Here is a 16,251-nt window from a genome sequence, read left to right as displayed (position 1 = left end):
TTATTTTTTTATAGATCTAAGGTCTAGTCCTACTAAAACTTTTTCTTCATTCGACAGGTCGCCGATTATTTTACGAACCGGCACCGGTACTTTTCTTACCAGGGTAGGAATAGCCAGTATCTGGTCGCCGGCCGCCAGTTGGGGATTCACCAACAGGTCGATCACTTCCAGCTCGTACCGGTCGTTCAGGTGCTCTTCGCAATATTTTTTTAAATTGATAAGCGCAGCGGCCGATTTTGGTGTGTTACCGGCAATATACAAACGTAACTGCCATTTTTCCTCTTTTGGCTTGTTTGGCCGTATAACAGACCTTAACTGGTTATTCGTTTTATTTTTTGCTGTTTTTGCCATTTTTTAAATTCCGGTTGTTTCGGGAATTGGCTAATTGTTGTCTGTTCCGCTCCATGATCTCTTTCTTCAATTTTTCTTCCATAAATGTTTTATTGAGCTCATCCTGTACCGACTCAAACTCTTCTCTCAATGACGCGATTTTCGCTTCCAGCACTAATTTCTTACGTTCGATTGCCTGATCTTTCCGGCTGGCGGCGTAAGTTCGTAATTCAATGCCGGTAGCCTCCTGCAGTAGCTGGGCCTGCCGTGCCGAACCAACCAGAATGCCTTCAGGCCCCTGGAACACATCAACGAGCTCCAGGCCTTTTTCGGTGATCACAAACTCCCTTACCTGGTTGCTGTGGTTCATGCCTCTCGATTTCATAATGTAGATGCCCCTGTTTCGTTCGCCGTTACCTTCTATATCGCGCACCTGAATCCACGCATCTACCAGGGAAGATATACCCTCATCTGTTTGTAACGATTTCTCATTATCAAATACCAATGCTGTAAAAAGAACAGTAATGCCTTCGTTCTGCAAAAAATCGAGCAGGCGGGTCAGCATTGATTTTACATCACTGATGGAGGCCACGGTCACCAGGTTTGTTATAGGGTCGAGGATTACCGTACGTGGTTTATATTGTTTTACTCTTTTATGTATGGACACAAGATGCGATTCAAGTCCATACGACGTTGGCCTTGTAGCCAGGATCTGCAAAAGCCCGGCATCTATATGCTTTTTCAGATCGATATTGATCGATTGCATATTCCGAATGATCTGAGGCGGCGATTCTTCAAATGCAAAGAACAAACAGCGCTCTTTACGTTTGCAGGAAGCATCGGCAAAATAAGCGGCAATATTGGTTTTGCCGGTGCCCGCAGTACCTGAGATAAGAATAGAGCTTCCCCGGTAAAATCCCCTGCCGTCCAACATGTCATCGAGCGATGGAATACCGCAGGAGATCCGTTGGGAGGAAACTTCTCTTTCGAGCAACAGGGATGTAACAGGTAATACAGAAATACCATCTTCATCAATGAGAAACGGATATTCGTTGGTACCATGCAGGGAGCCACGATATTTCACCACGCGAAGCAGTCGCGTAGAAATTTGATTTTTAACCCGGTGATCGAGGAGGATCACACAATCGGAAACATATTCTTCAAGTCCATGGCGGGTAAGCGTACCCAGCCCTTTTTCAGCGGTGATGATGGTAGTGATGCCTCTGTTCTTAAGCCAGCTGAATAGCCTTCTTAATTCAGCGCGCAAAATACCTTCATTCTCGAAGCCGCCAAACAGGTTCTCGATGGTGTCGAGCATTACCCGTTTGGCACCAGTGGTATCAATGGCATGTGCTAAACGAATGAACAAACCATCCAGGTCGTACATCCCCGTTTCCTCAATTTCGGTGCGGTCGATATGCACATGATCGATCCACAGTAATCCGTCTTTTTGTAGTTTTTTCAAATTGAAACCCAGCGAGGCTACGTTCTGTTCAAGGTCTTCAGCTTTTTCCTCAAAAACCATAATAACACCCGGCTCATTATATTGAAGTATCCCGCGAACTATAAATTCTATGGAGAATAATGTTTTGCCTGCACCGGCTTCGCCACAAACGAGCGTTGGCCTGTTGGCGGGAAGGCCGCCATTAGTGATTTCATCGAAACCATTGATGCCGGTAGGGGTCTTTTCGAAGGCGGTCGTATTGCTTTTTTTTACTGAACGTGACATGTAAAAAAGAGATTTAGTACTGTAGAAAAACTAATATAAAAACCAGGGCCAACGAAAAATCAAGGGGGTGTAGTGGAAAAAATTCTACACTTTCGGGCTGTTATTATAATTTTTTGAATGATTGATAAAGAAAAAGGACCACCGGTTGGTGATCCCTCCTGTTGTTAGTACCTCTTAAATGGTCTTAAGTAGCGCCATAAGCATCATGAAAGGATAAGGCGTGATCTTATGGAAAAGGTTTATGGTAATTCGATTAAATGATACAGCTAAATTAGCATGATGCCGCCTGCTTAAAAAAAACGGTTAGTCACGAATTCATAGCGGCATGTATAAATAAAAAAGGACCGCAATGAAGCGATCCTTTCCCGTTTTACCCGTACACTGGCAGAACGTGCATTCCATCAATATTACAGGTACACTTTACAAATGGATAAGGCGCCTTCTGTGTGAAGACTATGGTTAACGGTTAGTTCAGTTCACTAATTTACTAAGTACCTGACTGTACAGGAAATGCAGTTAGTCACTAAGTGTCCCTCATAAGATCGGCCGGGAACGATTGCATAAAAATTGTGCGTGTTTACCATAAAAATCCGCTCCCGCCACCCCGGCCACTGCAACCAATCATCCTTTGTCTGCGTCATACGCTTACATGCCATATGGATGTTAAATAATTGTATATCTTACAAATGATGAAGAAAAACAACCTGATCTTCTTTGTTCTTATCGCAATGGTAAGTGTGTATGCAGTACAATTGAAAGCGCAAACCACAAACGAGCGATCGCCCTACAACTGGAATAACCTGCCGAAGATAGCAGAACCGAAGTTCAGGCGTGATACATTCAATATAGAAAAGTTCGGCGCTGTAGCCGATGGGTTAACCCTGAACACCGTGAGCATAAACAGGGCAATTGCCACCTGTAGCAGCAAAGGCGGCGGGGTGGTGCTGGTTCCCGGCGGCATCTGGCTCACAGGGCCCGTTGAAATGAAAAGCAATGTAAACCTGCATCTTGAACGCGATGCTATCCTGTTGTTCACTTCCGATTTTGATCAGTATCCGCTGGTTGAAGGAACATATGAAGGGAGAAGGTCGGCCCGCAATCAATCGCCCATCTTTGGCAACGACCTGCAGAATATTGCCATTACCGGCCGCGGTGTGGTAGATGGCAATGGCGATGTGTGGCGAATGGTGGGGAAGGACAAGCTTACCGAAAGGGAATGGAAGGCGAAAAAAGCATCGGGTGGTTTGGTGAGCGCCGATGACCGCATCTGGTTCCCTTCTGCCAAAACAAAACTGGCGCATGAACAAAGAAGAGGTACCGCCATTTTGCCGGGACAAACCCTGAAAGATTTTGAAGACATCAAGGATTTTTTACGGCCCAACCTGGTTGTATTCAACAACTGTAAAAAGGTGTTGCTGGAAGGCGTCACTTTTCAGAATTCACCCGCCTGGTGTTTGCATCCGGTGATGTGTGAAGACCTTACCGTCAGGAATGTTTTTGCCAAAAACCCCGATTATGCGCAAAACGGCGATGGCCTCGATGTGGAAAGTTGCCGGAATGTGTTGATCGAAGGCTGCACGTTCGATGTAGGGGATGACGGCATTTGTATAAAATCGGGTAAAGATGAAGAAGGAAGAAAAAGAGGCAAACCCACGGAGAATGTGATCGTACGCAACAATATCGTTTATAAAGGACATGGCGGTTTTGTCGTTGGTTCAGAAATGAGCGGCGGCGCGCGTAATATATTTGTGTATGACTGTTCTTTTATGGGCACCAATATCGGGCTTCGTTTTAAAACGGCCCGCGGCAGGGGTGGTGTGGTAGAGAACATCTTTGTGAAGAACATTCGCATGAAAGATATTGTGGAGGATGCCATCCTGTGGGACATGTATTATTTTACCAAACCGCCGGCGGCCGGTGAAAAGACAGAGGTGCCGGAGGTTACGGAAGCTACGCCCCGGTTCCGCAATTTTCAGCTCTCGGATATCGTTTGCAATGGAGCCAAAAGGGGCATTTTCATCCGCGGGTTACCCGAAATGAAAGTAATGGGCATTGAACTTAGTAATATCGTGCTGAAAACCGATAAAGGGGCCGAGATCATAGAAGCGAGCGAGATCAGCATGAAGAATGTTACCCTTATCAGTAAAAACGCAGGCCCGGTGGTATATGTAGAATCGGGTTCAAACATTACATTGAACGGATTTAAGTATGCATCCGATGCGGGATTATTATTCAGCATCAACGGGGAGAAGAATAAGAACATCAGGGTGGTGAATGCCAGGATACCGAACAGCGCCGGTAAAGTGGCGTTCAGCAATGGCGCCAACCCGGCGGTATTGATAACGGATTAACGAATAAATTTTTTCTCAGAACCACACAGCTATGGTGGGTTTCCGCAAGGAGGCTCACCTTTTTTTGTGCCGGCGGTGTAAGGGCAGGTTCCCTTTCAAAGGCGCTGCCCCGGTAAAAGAAGGCAGGCAGCTTTGAAATGGCGGCCTGCCTGTGGCTTTTATTTTGCGTTTCAATAAAGTAACTTTGTAAACGCATGAGCAGTTCCCAACCCAAGAAGAAGTTTTATCTGATTCTCATCCTCGGCATGCTTTCGGCCATTGGTCCATTTTCAATCGACATGTACCTGCCGGCTTTCCCGGATATTGCCAAAGGGTTGAACACCGAAGTTTCGAAGGTGATGCTTTCGTTATCGAGCTTTTTTATCGGCATCTCGGCCGGGCAATTAATTTACGGTCCCCTGCTGGAGCGGTTTGGCCGCAAGAAACCATTGTACATAGGGCTTTCGATCTATATGCTGGCGTCGCTGGGTTGTGCGTTGGCGGCTTCGGTAAATGCATTGATCGGGCTGCGGTTGCTGCAGGCGCTTGGGGGATGCGTAGGTATGGTGGCAGCCCGCGCCATGGTGCGCGATCTGTTCGACGTAAAAGAGAATGCCAAAGTGTTTTCGATGCTGATGCTGGTAGTGGCTGTATCACCCATTATTGCACCTACGGCGGGCGGTTATGTTACCGCCCTGTTTGGCTGGCGCTGGGTGTTTGCCATGCTGATGATCGTTGATTTGATCGTGCTTGCCGGAATATATTTTTTGCTGCCCGAAAGCAAACCGCCCGATCCCGCATTTTCGCTGAAACCGGTGCCCATCCTCAAAAACTTTGCAGGCGTAATAAAACATCCGCAGTTCTATACCTATGCGTTAACGGCGGCAATTTCGGCTGCCGGTTTATATGCTTATATAGGCGGTTCCCCTTCTGTGTTTATGGGCGTTTTTCATGTAACGGAAAAACAATACGGCTGGATCTTCGCTTTGATTGCCATGGGGCTGATAGGGGCCAGCCAGATCAACAGCGTATTGCTGAAGAATTATACCAGCGAACAGATCATTAAAGTGGCGCTGGCCTGCCAGAGTACGATAGGGTTGATACTGGTTGCCCTTACATTGCTGGGCTGGGGCGATCTGTTCATAACCATATTTCTCATTTTTCTGTTCCTATGCTGCCAGGGTTTTACGTTTCCCAATGCTTCGGCCCTGTCGATGGCGCCTTTCGGACATAACGCAGGCAGCGCTTCGGCGCTTATGGGAGCCATTCAAATGTGTATTGGCGCCTGTACATCGGCCCTGGTGAGCATATTTCAGAACAGCACGGCGCTTCCCATGGCCGCCGTAATGGCCTGCTGCGCCATTGGTGCTTTTACAATGTATATGGTAGGGCGAAACATTATTTATATAAGGGCCCGCGCCGAAGCGGTGGCGAAGGGAGAAGTGGAGATGGTGAGTACGTTGTGAAACGCTTATCGCAACACGCGGAAGGCAGAACGTAGAACGCAGCGGGCGGAACTGCCTTCATTTCAGGGTGTAACTATTTTTCGTGAAAGTGCATGGTCAGGTGCTGCGTTAAGCCTTCGGCTTTCGGCCTTAAGCATTTTAAGCTGAATTTAGTATGTTTGCGGCCCTAAACGGCACTTTGCCGGTTAAATCAAATAATACCTGATGAAGTATTCTCAATGGATCGGCATTGCAGCGGCTGTTATTCTTGTGTTGGCTGGTTTTTTACCCTGGACCTATCATCCTGACCTGGATAAGACCTTTAATGGCTTTTTCTCCGAGAACAGGGCTTATGGAAAGCCGGGCAATGTATTTGTGGTGATGAGTGTGGTAACTATTGCTTTTTTTGCCATTCAGCGGATCTGGGCCAAACGCTGGAACGTGTTTATCTGCGCTATCGTTCTCTCGTATGCTATAAGATGTTATATCGTTTACTCCGGTTGTTACCGCGGTATTTGTCCCGATAAAAAGATCGGGTTGTGGGTTATGCTGTTATCGGCCATACTTATGATGGTAATGTCATTGTTCCCCGATATTAAATTGAAAAAGGAAGAAACAGCAACAAATTGATATTTGTAATTCAACTAAGTGGTTTCAGCAAAGAAGTTCCATGGTAAATATCTTCCATGGAAATGGCTAAGCTTGCAGTTGGTATTTTAACTATTTGCTGTAAAGATGTGTATTCTTCAGATTCCCAGTTTTGATGGGTATTGATGCGCCAGGACGTTACCTTAATGCTTTCTGTATCTATCAGGATATATTCTTTAAGAGCAGGTATATTGCGGTAGAGTTTAAATTTAGTGCCAAGATCATAGTTTCTGGTAGACCTGGAAAGAATTTCGATAATGATAGTGGGATTTGTAAGTGTATCTTCATTTAGTGCAATTGGATCGCCGCAATAAATGGAAATATCGGGATAGGTGAATAAAGTGTTTTCGGGAATATGCATTCTCATATCACTGCCATAGGTAAGGCAGTGTTTGCCTTTTAGTTGAATGCCGATACCTGTGAAAACATTTGTGAACATCCAGTTGTGCCTTTTGCCGGCGCCGGCCATGGCAAATATTTCACCCTCGTAATATTCATGCTTCACATTTGATGCACGCTCCATGTGAAGGAACTCTTCTATGGTATAACGTTTTTTGTTGTATTCAACTGCTGGTTCGTTGAGGAAAAATTTATACTCTGCGTCGGATGCTTGCTCCGCTTCAAGATATTCCTGAATGGTATAGCGTGTTTTTTTGTACTCCTCTAATGGTATTTTATTTTCCATACCATCAAATTACAACTTTGTCATTTGAATGTATCAGGTGCCGGCAATTAATGTGTAAGAAATTGATCAAAGACAAAATATTATCCTTCAAAGATCTTCGCCACACCAAATGCTGCACTGGCTGCTACAGCGCCTATCAGCATCACTTTTAATGCGCCGGCCCAGGGAGAAACGCCGGTCATGCGGCTTTTGAAATAACCGAATACAAAAAGACAGATCAGTGTAACGATTGCCGAAAGTTTCAATGCTTCTACGGGTGTATCGATAAAGAAGTATGGGCTTAATGGTACCAGTCCGCCCACTGCATACGATAACCCGATATTCAATGCCGATTTGGTTGCGCGTTTGGGGTCGGGTTTATCCAGGCCGAGTTCATACTTCATCATAAAGTCGACCCATTTCTTTTTGTCTCTGGCAATATCTTCAACCGCTTTTTGTTGAACTTCTTCGCTTAGGCCGAGATTTTCAAAGAACCCGCGTACTTCTTCTTTTTCTTTTTCCGGAACCAGTTCCACTTCTTCGTATTCTCTTTTCAGCTCGCTGTTATAATGATCTGTCGCGGTTCTGCCTGCCAGGTAGCCACCCAGTCCCATGGCAATGGAACCGGCGGCAATTTCGGCGATGCCGGCAATGATGATAATGCCGGTTGAACTAACGGCGCCGCTTAAACCCGCTGCCAGTGCAAAGGGAACGGTAAGCCCGTCGCTCATGCCTATCACTATATCGGTGAGCATGGCAGAACTTGCTAAATGTTTTTCTTTGTGGTCCATATTAGTGATTAGTTCATTGGTTATTGAACTGTTCAGTTGATTAGCTTGAGTGTTGGTTAGAAAACTGAACAACTGAACAACTGAATAACTGAACAACTGAATAACTAGTTATGCCAGTGCGTCGAGACTCTTTTTAATAATTTGCACACATTCAATTATTTGTTCTTTATTAATGACCAGCGGCGGTGCAAACCTGATCTTATCGCCATGGGTAGGTTTGGCAAGCAGGCCATTGTCCTTTAACGTGAGACATAAATTCCATGCGGCGTTCTTGTCGGTATGCTCGATGACGATCGCATTTAATAATCCTTTTCCCCGAACAACATCAATAAAAGGTGATTGCAATGCCTGTAACTCCTTTCTTAACAATTCGCCCATGGCGGTTGCATTGGCGGCCATATGCTCTTCTTTCAGCACGCGCAGCGATTCAATGGCCACCCGGCATGCCAGCGGATTACCGCCGTAAGTAGAACCATGTTCGCCGGGTTTAATGGTAAGCATAACAGCATCGTTTGCCAGTACAGCCGATACCGGTACCGTACCGCCGCTCAATGCTTTACCAAGAATGAGGATATCGGGTTGTACATTTTCATGGTCGCATGCCAGCATTTTGCCTGTACGGCACAAACCGGTTTGAATTTCATCGGCCATGAACAGTACATTGGCTGCTTCGCAATATTGTTTTGCCCTTGACAAGTATCCTTCGTCGGGAACTACGACACCGGCTTCGCCCTGTATGGGTTCAACCAGGAAACCCGCCATGTTAGGATCTTGCAACGCTTTTTCAAGCGCAGGCAGATCGTTATAGGGAATAACGGTAAAGCCCGGCATATATGGGCCGAACTTACTCCGTGAAGAAGGATCGGTGCTGAACGAGATCACGGTGCTGGTGCGGCCATGAAAATTCTCTCCGCATACAATGATGGTGGCTTTGTTCTCAGGAATGCCTTTGACGGTATATCCCCAGCGACGGCACAGTTTGATGGCTGTTTCAACAGCTTCAACCCCCGTGTTCATCGGCAGCACTTTATCGTAGCCGAAATATTTAGTGATGAACGCTGCATACTCACCCAGTGCATCGTTGTAAAATGCCCGGGAGGTAAGTGTAAGTTGTTGCGCCTGCAGCATGAATGCAGCAATAATTTTAGGATGGCAATGTCCCTGGTTAACGGCTGAATAGCCGCTCAGGAAATCATAATACCTTTTGCCATCGACATCCCATACATACACGCCTTCTCCTTTTTGCAACACTACGGGAAGGGGATGATAATTGTGTGCGCCATACTGTTCTTCAAGATCGAGATAATGCTTCGTTTTGTCAGATAAAGTGGAAACCATAAACAGGTGATATAAATATTATAAATAAATGCGACGGTAAAATATATCGTAAGGGATCGAACAGGCAGAATACCTTATACGCCCGGCAGGGCCGGGAAACAGATGGATTATCCTCGATGATTCAGAAAATCGAGGTTGAAGTGAAGAAAGTGCGGTATGTTGATCTTAAAAGTGATAACAACGCTATTTGCTGCAAATATAAGCAATTTGGGCGAGGGGTGAAAATGATGAAAATATTAAACTACCCGTTCGGTAGACAGATTATTTCAGGTTAAATACCGCGTAATTATCAGGCCATTGCAGGGAGGGGAGTTGTTCTTTGTTAAAAATGCCAAAGAAACAGGAGCCGCTGCCCGTCATGGATGCATACAATGCGCCGGCTTCATAGAGTTTGTCTTTAATGGCTTGCAGTTCGGGATACTGTTTGCATACAGGCGCTTCGAAATCATTTGTAAGCGCATGGCGCCAGCGGGCAACCGGTTGCTGAATGATCTGCTGTAAAGGTTGCGGCGATGGGGCAGGCGTGAGTTGAGAAAACGCCCAGCCGGTATTGATGTGAACGCCGGGGTGCACTACGAGGAATGAATAAGCGGAAAGATCTAGTTGAATAGTTTGCAGAAGCTCGCCGCGGCCGGTAGCAAAACAGGGTTTGTTGATGATGAAGAACGGGCAGTCGCTACCCAGTTGCAGCGAATGATCGAGCAGCTTTTCGAGGGGAATGTTCAGTTGAAATTTGTCGTTGAGCAGTTGTAAGGCGAAAGCGCCGTCGGCAGAACCGCCGCCAAGGCCGGCGCCCATGGGAATGGCCTTATGCAGGTACATGTCGACGTCACTGAGTTGCGGATAATGTTTTTTCAGTAAGTGATATGCTTTGATGCAGAGATTGTCTTCCGGCCTGCCATTCACATTCAAGCCGCTTAAATGAAGTGAGGCGGTTGCGCTATCAGGCATTGGCCGATCGCTTCCGCTTTGAGGCGCAACCGGTTGCCGGCTGACCACTTCCAGTGCATCGCGCAGGGGCAGGGGATAAAAAATGGTTTCCAGGTTGTGGTAACCATCCTCCCGTTTGCGTACAACATGAAGGCCCAGATTTATTTTGCAGTTGGGGAAAACAACCAAAGGATGAGATTTTGGGATTTTTAGATTTGAAAAACCGGAAATCTGCTATTATTTGAACCGGGTGTTTTGAAACTAGCGAATATTGAAATTTATGGGGCGTTTCGCATTTAAGCAGATCTCAAAATCTCAAAATCAGAAATCTGTATTACCCTCTGTTCCGTTTGCGGCTATTTATTTCATCGCGGATGGCGATGGCCCTGATATAGTCTTCCTGTTCAAGCACCTCGTTCAGCAAGGTGGTCAGTTCATCGAGGGTGAGGGTTTTCAGATCGTCGGTACCGGCAGAAGATTCGGCGGCCACGGCTTCGCGGGGCTGTTTTTTCTTACCGGAAGGGTCTTCCATCAAAATACCGGCGCTTTCGAGAATATTATCGTAGGTATAAATAGGACATCCGAAGCGTACGGCCAGGGCCAACGCATCGGATGTTCTTGAATCAATTTCAACCGTATCGTGTTCACTTACACAAACCAGCTTTGAATAGAATATGCCCTCCTGCAGATCGCAGATCACGATCTCCTGCAGGTCAATGTTAAAGGCATTCATGAAATTTTTCATGAGGTCATGCGTGAGCGGGCGGCTTGGATGCATTTTTTCCAGTGCAACAGCTATAGCCTGAGCCTCAAAGCCCCCGATAACGATCGGCAGCCTGCGCAACCCGTTTACTTCTCCCAACACAACAGCATAGGAATGAGTTTGCGTAATGCTGTGTGACAAGGCAACTATTTCCAACTCTATTTTCTTCATAACGAAAGCACGAAACTAAGGGATTTTATTCAAAAAATGAGCCTTAATCCTTTAGCCTCATTTCATTGAATATACCGGGTTTATTTATGCCATTCCTTTCAGCTTTTTAACCGCTTCCGTTATTTTGGGAACTATGTCAAATGCATCACCCACAATACCATAATCGGCTGCTTTAAAGAAGGGGGCTTCGGGATCTTTATTGATAACCACTATCACCTTGCTGCGGTTCACTCCCGCGAGGTGCTGAATGGCTCCCGAAATGCCGACTGCAATATATAAATTAGGAGCAATAGTGAGGCCAGTTTGTCCAACATGTTCATGATGCGGGCGCCAGTGCTCATCGGCCACAGGGCGGCTGCAGGCGGTTGCGGCGCCAAGGGCATGGGCCAGGTTCTCGATCAGTGCCCAGTTATCGGGTCCTTTTAAGCCACGGCCGCCACTTACCACCACTTCAGCTTCGCTTAATGGTACTTCGCCCGACGCTTTATTCACGGCTTTGATCTTCACTTTAGGGGCATCTACGGTTACTGAAGCAGGAACAACTTCGGCGGTGCCGCTGCCTTCCGTTACCTGGTAAGAATTGGGATTGAGCGAAATAACCCTGATGTCTGAATTGATAGTCAAATTAGCAAAAGCCTTACCGGAAAAAACGTTTTTCTTTACGGTGAAACCGTTGGCAGTATCCGGCAATGCAACTGCACCGGGCACAAAGCCGGCTTTGAGCCGGGCCGCCAGCCGCGGAGCGATAGCTTTACCATCGACATTGTTCGAAAATATGATCACTTTTGCCCCGGCTGCCTGCGCAACCTGGGCAATTACTTTTGTAAAAACCTGTGCATCGAAGTGATTAAGGGCATCATTGGCCACATGGTGTATCTTTTTTACCCCATATTTTCCCAATGCAGCGAGGTCGCCCGCTGAAACCGCGCCCAATACCACACCTTCGGCGGATGTGCCTAATTGTTCTGCTACTTTGGCACCATAGCTCAATACTTCATAAGAAGCTTTTTTAACATGGCCATCGGCCTGATCTATAAATACTAAAACCATAATTAATTAATTTGATAATTAGCTAATGTGATAACGTGATAATGAAATACACGATCAGATCAGCAAATTGAATGATGGTGAATAAAGAACCGAACGTACAAGTGTCCGCCAGCTGGCGGAACGGAAGCCTGTTACTATCGATTGGCTCATAATCAGCTAATGTATTTAATTATCACATTAACTAATTCTCACATTATCACATTAAATGATCTTCGCTTCTTCGTGCAGTAAACGCACCAGCTCGGCCGGGTTGTCGGCCGGGATCAGTTTTACACCTGCTTTCGCTGGCGGCAATTCAAAACTCGCAACGGTAGTGAGCGTATCGGCAGCAGCCGGCTCCAGTACTTTCAACGGTTTGGTACGGGCGCCCATAATACCTTTCATGTTGGGAATACGCTGTTCGGCCATCCCTTTCTGACAGCTAACTACAACGGGCAGATCCACTTCACAAACTTCTTCGCCGCCTTCAATTTCGCGGGTGATGGTAGCGGTAGCGCCATTCAGTTCAAATTTTATGGCCAGAGAAACATATGGCATGTCGAGCAGTTCGGCCACCATACCGCCGATGGATGAACCATTGAAGTCGATGGTTTCCTTACCGGTAAAAACAAGATCATAATTACCTTGTTTGGCTACTTCCGCAATTTGTGAGGCAATATAAAAACTGTCGGTGCTGGTACTGTTCACCCTGATGGCTTCGTCGCCACCCAGGGCCAGGGCTTTGCGGATAACCGGTTCGGCATCGGCGCCGCCTACATTAATAAGATGCAGCACAGTAGATGGATCTTTTTCTTTTAATTCAATAGCGCGCACAAGGGCGTACCATTCATCGTATGGGTTGATGATCCACTGTACGTTGTCCTGCGCAAATTTCGTATTGTTATCGGTGAAAGCTATTTTTGCCGTGGTATCCGGCGTTTTGCTGATGCAAACTAATATCTTCATTGGCAATAGATTTATTGGTTCATTGGTTGTTTATGCAACCATGTATACAAATATACATGCCATAAAGATACATTTAGATATTTTATGGATTTTTTAATTGAGGAATTATGGACCGCATAACCCAACTGAAGGCGTTTTTGCAGGCTTCGCCCGGTGACAATTTTTTAAGGCATGCACTGGCCCTGGAGTACATAAAACTGGGCGATGACAATACAGCGAGGTCAATTTTTGAGGAAATATTGACCCAAAGTCCGGCATATATTGGTTCTTATTATCATTTGGCCAAACTGCTCGAGCGAACCGGCGATACCCCTGCGGCAATAGCATGGTATGAGAAGGGGATGGAAGCGGCCAAACAGGCGGGCGATAAACATGCTTTTGGGGAACTGCGAAGTGCGTACGAAGAACTCACTTTTTGATAACCCGCTTCCCCGGTTTTTTGTTTGTGCCCTGATCATTTAATCTTTTTCATGAGTCTTCTTCAACGATTTCAGCAATATATTTCAGCGCATCATCTTTTTTCACCAAAGGATACATTACTGCTGGCTGTGAGTGGCGGCATCGATTCCGTTGTGTTGTGCGAATTGTGCAAACAATCGGGTTATTCATTCATCATTGCCCATTGCAATTTTAAATTAAGGGGCGCCGAAAGCGAACGTGATGCGGCCTTTGTGCAACAACTGGCGCAAAATTACAATGTGCCCCTGCAGGTGAAGGAGTTTGATACGGAAGCGTATGCCGGGCAGCATAAATTATCTATACAGGAAGCTGCGCGGGAGTTGAGGTATGAATGGTTTGGGGAACTGCTTGGCCGTGAAACGGGAGTTCAGAAATCTGAAGCGGTTGCGCCAGGATCGGAACATTCCACCCGCCACTCGCCACTCGCCACCTGCCTGCTTACAGCGCACCACCTTGACGACAACATAGAAACCATGCTGATGCATTTCTTCCGCGGTACCGGCATTCATGGTTTGCGGGGTATGCAGCCCAAACAGGGGTCAATCGTTCGGCCATTGCTGTTTGCGCGGAAACAGGAACTGAAACAGTTTGCTGCTGAGAACAACTTAACATGGGTTGAGGACAGTTCCAATGCATTGGACAAATATTCCCGTAATTACTTCCGGCATCAATTGATCCCATTGGTACAAAACATCTATCCCGAAGCAGAAAATAACCTTGCCGCCAACCTGCGCCGGTTTGCCGATATGGAACAATTGTATGAACAGGCTGTACAACAGCATAAGAAAAAACTGCTCGAACAAAAAGGACACGAAGTGCATATACCGGTGCTGAAGCTGCAAAAAGCGGAACCGTTGTATACTGTCGTATACGAAATAATAAAAGCGTTTGGCTTTTCACCCGCACAAACAGAAGAAGTGATCAAACTGCTCGGCAGCGAGTCGGGCCGTTATGTGCAATCTGCCACCCATCGCATTATAAAGAACAGGCGCTGGCTGATCATAGCGCCTGCCCAATCGGAGCAGGCCCAAACGCTGGCGATTGATGAGGATGAAAGCAAAGTGGTATTTGAGAACGGCGAACTTGCATTTGAGCAGCTGACAGGCAAAAATATACAACTGGTGAATGATGCAGCCATTGCCCTCATCGACAGAACAGCGTTGCAGTTTCCCCTGTTGTTACGCAAATGGAAAAAGGGCGATTATTTTTACCCGTTGGGGATGAAAAAGAAAAAGAAACTGGCGCGATTCTTTATCGATCAGAAGCTATCGCTCACCGATAAGGAAAAGGTATGGGTACTGGAAAGTAATAAAAAGATCCTGTGGGTGGTGGGGCTGCGCATAGACGACCGCTTTAAGCTCACGGAAGCTACGAAGCAGGTTTTGAAAATACAGTTGGTAAAAGTTGATAAGTTGACAAGGTAAGGTAACAATTTGACCGGCTAACCGGTAAAACTGTTACCTTATTAAAAATAGCGGCTGGAAAAACCCCGTACCCGCTCGAGGAATTCTGCCAGCACATGATAATCGGAAAAAACGTAACCGGCAAAGATCAGGAACGCTATACCGTACAACCCGCCGAAAATGTGCGCCGAGTGATTGATATTACCACCGCCCCGTTTATCGAGCCACGACGAGATAACAATATACAGAAGCCCGAATATAAACGACGGCAACCCGATACCGGGGATGAAGATGATACCGATCTTCTGCAAAGGATTGAGCATAATATAAGCGAAGATCACCGCCGAAACAGCACCGGAAGCGCCAAGGCTTCTGTAATTTTCATCGTTTTTATGTTTTGAATACGTGGGCAGTAAACAGGCTGCCAGGGACGTAATATATAATAACAGGTAAAGCAGTTTTCCTTTCTGTTCGAAGAGCTGAATGAAACTGGCCTCTACGCTGTCACCAAACATATAGAAAGCATACATATTAAAGAACAGGTGGCCAATATCGGCATGAATTAGGCCGCAGGTAAAAAAGCGGTACCATTGTTTATTGTGGGTAACGGCTGGCGGGTAAAAAATGAAATCGTTAAAAACTTTATCATTCGAAAAGGCTGCAATGGAAGTAATAACGGTAATAATAATAATGATCAGGGTTATTGTCATCGGTTTTTATTGATGGTCAAAAATAATAAGAAACGAGGTATGCCCAACACGTTACGCTGGTTGTGCAGTGGGTGCCTGGCACATATAACTGGAAAGAATAGGGGGAAATTCAGTTGCGGCGCCTGTTGGAATGGTGAATTTCTTTCCCAAAAAGATGTGTTAATTCCGGTTTTGAAACAAATTTGCGTATTCCTACGCTGTTGTATTTGCATTCTTTTAATTATTTTCATACCTCAATTTTAATTTCAACTAGCTGAAAGTCAGTTAGTAGCGCGTGAATTTGTGACTAAGTGTAAAAAAGGCCCATTTGGGGCCCCGTTGGCATGGTACGGGCATTGCCATATACAAAATGTGCTGATTTGATAATATGCTAATGTGCTAATTGAAATGCTGGTGACGCATACAGAGCACAACTTGATAACAGGAATTAGTCTTCATAGGTATAGAAAAGGCCCCCGATGTGTCGGGGGCTTTTTTCGTTTATGCCGTTGCCTTGTGGTTGGTGCTACCAGGCATTGACATAATGAAGAACCACTACCTTTGGG

Annotated in this window: 15 protein-coding genes; 5 read left to right on the top strand and 10 right to left on the bottom strand. The window is 46.0% G+C overall.

Annotation, left to right across the window (positions count from 1 at the left end):
- The gene (locus A4R26_RS11865; RefSeq protein WP_081163992.1) at positions 1 to 351 is read right to left on the bottom strand and encodes a circadian clock KaiB family protein; all 351 of its coding nucleotides are present in this window, start codon (positions 349 to 351) and stop codon (positions 1 to 3) included.
- The gene (gene kaiC, locus A4R26_RS11860) at positions 329 to 2,059 is read right to left on the bottom strand and encodes a circadian clock protein KaiC (protein WP_081163991.1); all 1,731 of its coding nucleotides are present in this window, start codon (positions 2,057 to 2,059) and stop codon (positions 329 to 331) included. Before kaiC ends, A4R26_RS11865 begins: the two co-directional genes overlap by 23 nt.
- A 686-nt stretch (positions 2,060 to 2,745) precedes the next feature.
- Here kaiC and A4R26_RS11855 point away from each other — a divergent pair.
- The 3 genes from A4R26_RS11855 to A4R26_RS11840 all read left to right on the top strand — a co-directional run bounded on the left by A4R26_RS11855 (position 2,746) and on the right by A4R26_RS11840 (position 6,464).
- Positions 2,746 to 4,410, top strand: coding sequence for a glycoside hydrolase family 28 protein (locus A4R26_RS11855; RefSeq protein ID WP_207625731.1), 1,665 nt, complete (start codon positions 2,746 to 2,748; stop codon positions 4,408 to 4,410).
- Between the two features lie 194 nt (positions 4,411 to 4,604).
- Positions 4,605 to 5,855 carry a multidrug effflux MFS transporter gene (locus A4R26_RS11845; RefSeq protein WP_081163989.1) on the top strand — a complete coding sequence of 417 codons (1,251 nt, stop codon included), beginning with the start codon at positions 4,605 to 4,607 and terminating at the stop codon, positions 5,853 to 5,855.
- Between the two features lie 204 nt (positions 5,856 to 6,059).
- Positions 6,060 to 6,464, top strand: coding sequence for a hypothetical protein (locus tag A4R26_RS11840; protein ID WP_081163988.1), 405 nt, complete (start codon positions 6,060 to 6,062; stop codon positions 6,462 to 6,464).
- A gap of 10 nt (positions 6,465 to 6,474) precedes the next feature.
- Here A4R26_RS11840 and A4R26_RS11835 read toward each other — a convergent pair whose 3' ends face one another.
- The 7 genes from A4R26_RS11835 to A4R26_RS11805 form a co-directional block, all read right to left on the bottom strand.
- Positions 6,475 to 7,167: a Uma2 family endonuclease gene (locus A4R26_RS11835; RefSeq protein WP_081163987.1), complete on the bottom strand. Its 693-nt coding sequence runs from the start codon at positions 7,165 to 7,167 to the stop codon at positions 6,475 to 6,477.
- An 80-nt stretch (positions 7,168 to 7,247) separates the two neighbouring features.
- Complete coding sequence (locus A4R26_RS11830) at positions 7,248 to 7,937, bottom strand: VIT1/CCC1 transporter family protein (RefSeq protein ID WP_081163986.1); 690 nt, start codon at positions 7,935 to 7,937, stop codon at positions 7,248 to 7,250.
- 108 nt (positions 7,938 to 8,045) lie between these two features.
- Positions 8,046 to 9,275, bottom strand: coding sequence for an ornithine--oxo-acid transaminase (gene rocD, locus A4R26_RS11825; RefSeq protein ID WP_081163985.1), 1,230 nt, complete (start codon positions 9,273 to 9,275; stop codon positions 8,046 to 8,048).
- Between the two features lie 261 nt (positions 9,276 to 9,536).
- The gene (gene ispE / locus A4R26_RS11820) at positions 9,537 to 10,394 is read right to left on the bottom strand and encodes a 4-(cytidine 5'-diphospho)-2-C-methyl-D-erythritol kinase (RefSeq protein ID WP_081163984.1); all 858 of its coding nucleotides are present in this window, start codon (positions 10,392 to 10,394) and stop codon (positions 9,537 to 9,539) included.
- 145 nt (positions 10,395 to 10,539) lie between these two features.
- On the bottom strand, positions 10,540 to 11,139 hold the full coding sequence (locus A4R26_RS11815) for a bifunctional nuclease family protein (protein WP_081163983.1): 600 nt from the start codon (positions 11,137 to 11,139) through the stop codon (positions 10,540 to 10,542).
- Positions 11,140 to 11,223: 84 nt separating this feature from the next.
- Positions 11,224 to 12,189, bottom strand: coding sequence for an electron transfer flavoprotein subunit alpha/FixB family protein (locus A4R26_RS11810; RefSeq protein ID WP_207625730.1), 966 nt, complete (start codon positions 12,187 to 12,189; stop codon positions 11,224 to 11,226).
- 201 nt (positions 12,190 to 12,390) lie between these two features.
- Positions 12,391 to 13,134: an electron transfer flavoprotein subunit beta/FixA family protein gene (locus A4R26_RS11805; RefSeq protein ID WP_081163981.1), complete on the bottom strand. Its 744-nt coding sequence runs from the start codon at positions 13,132 to 13,134 to the stop codon at positions 12,391 to 12,393.
- Positions 13,135 to 13,241: 107 nt separating this feature from the next.
- On the opposite strand from A4R26_RS11805, the gene A4R26_RS11800 reads away from it, so the two are divergent.
- Both A4R26_RS11800 and tilS read left to right on the top strand, forming a co-directional pair.
- Positions 13,242 to 13,553: a tetratricopeptide repeat protein gene (locus A4R26_RS11800; protein ID WP_081163980.1), complete on the top strand. Its 312-nt coding sequence runs from the start codon at positions 13,242 to 13,244 to the stop codon at positions 13,551 to 13,553.
- A gap of 51 nt (positions 13,554 to 13,604) precedes the next feature.
- Complete coding sequence (gene tilS, locus A4R26_RS11795) at positions 13,605 to 15,017, top strand: tRNA lysidine(34) synthetase TilS (RefSeq protein WP_081163979.1); 1,413 nt, start codon at positions 13,605 to 13,607, stop codon at positions 15,015 to 15,017.
- A gap of 41 nt (positions 15,018 to 15,058) precedes the next feature.
- Here tilS and A4R26_RS11790 read toward each other — a convergent pair whose 3' ends face one another.
- Positions 15,059 to 15,706 carry a rhomboid family intramembrane serine protease gene (locus A4R26_RS11790; protein ID WP_081163978.1) on the bottom strand — a complete coding sequence of 216 codons (648 nt, stop codon included), beginning with the start codon at positions 15,704 to 15,706 and terminating at the stop codon, positions 15,059 to 15,061.
- Positions 15,707 to 16,251: the final 545 nt, after the last annotated feature.

Source organism: Niastella populi (assembly GCF_002078015.1).
Lineage (GTDB): Bacteria > Bacteroidota > Bacteroidia > Chitinophagales > Chitinophagaceae > Niastella > Niastella populi.
Note: the sequence above shows the minus strand (reverse complement) of the source record. Positions and strands in the feature narration are given on the sequence as shown.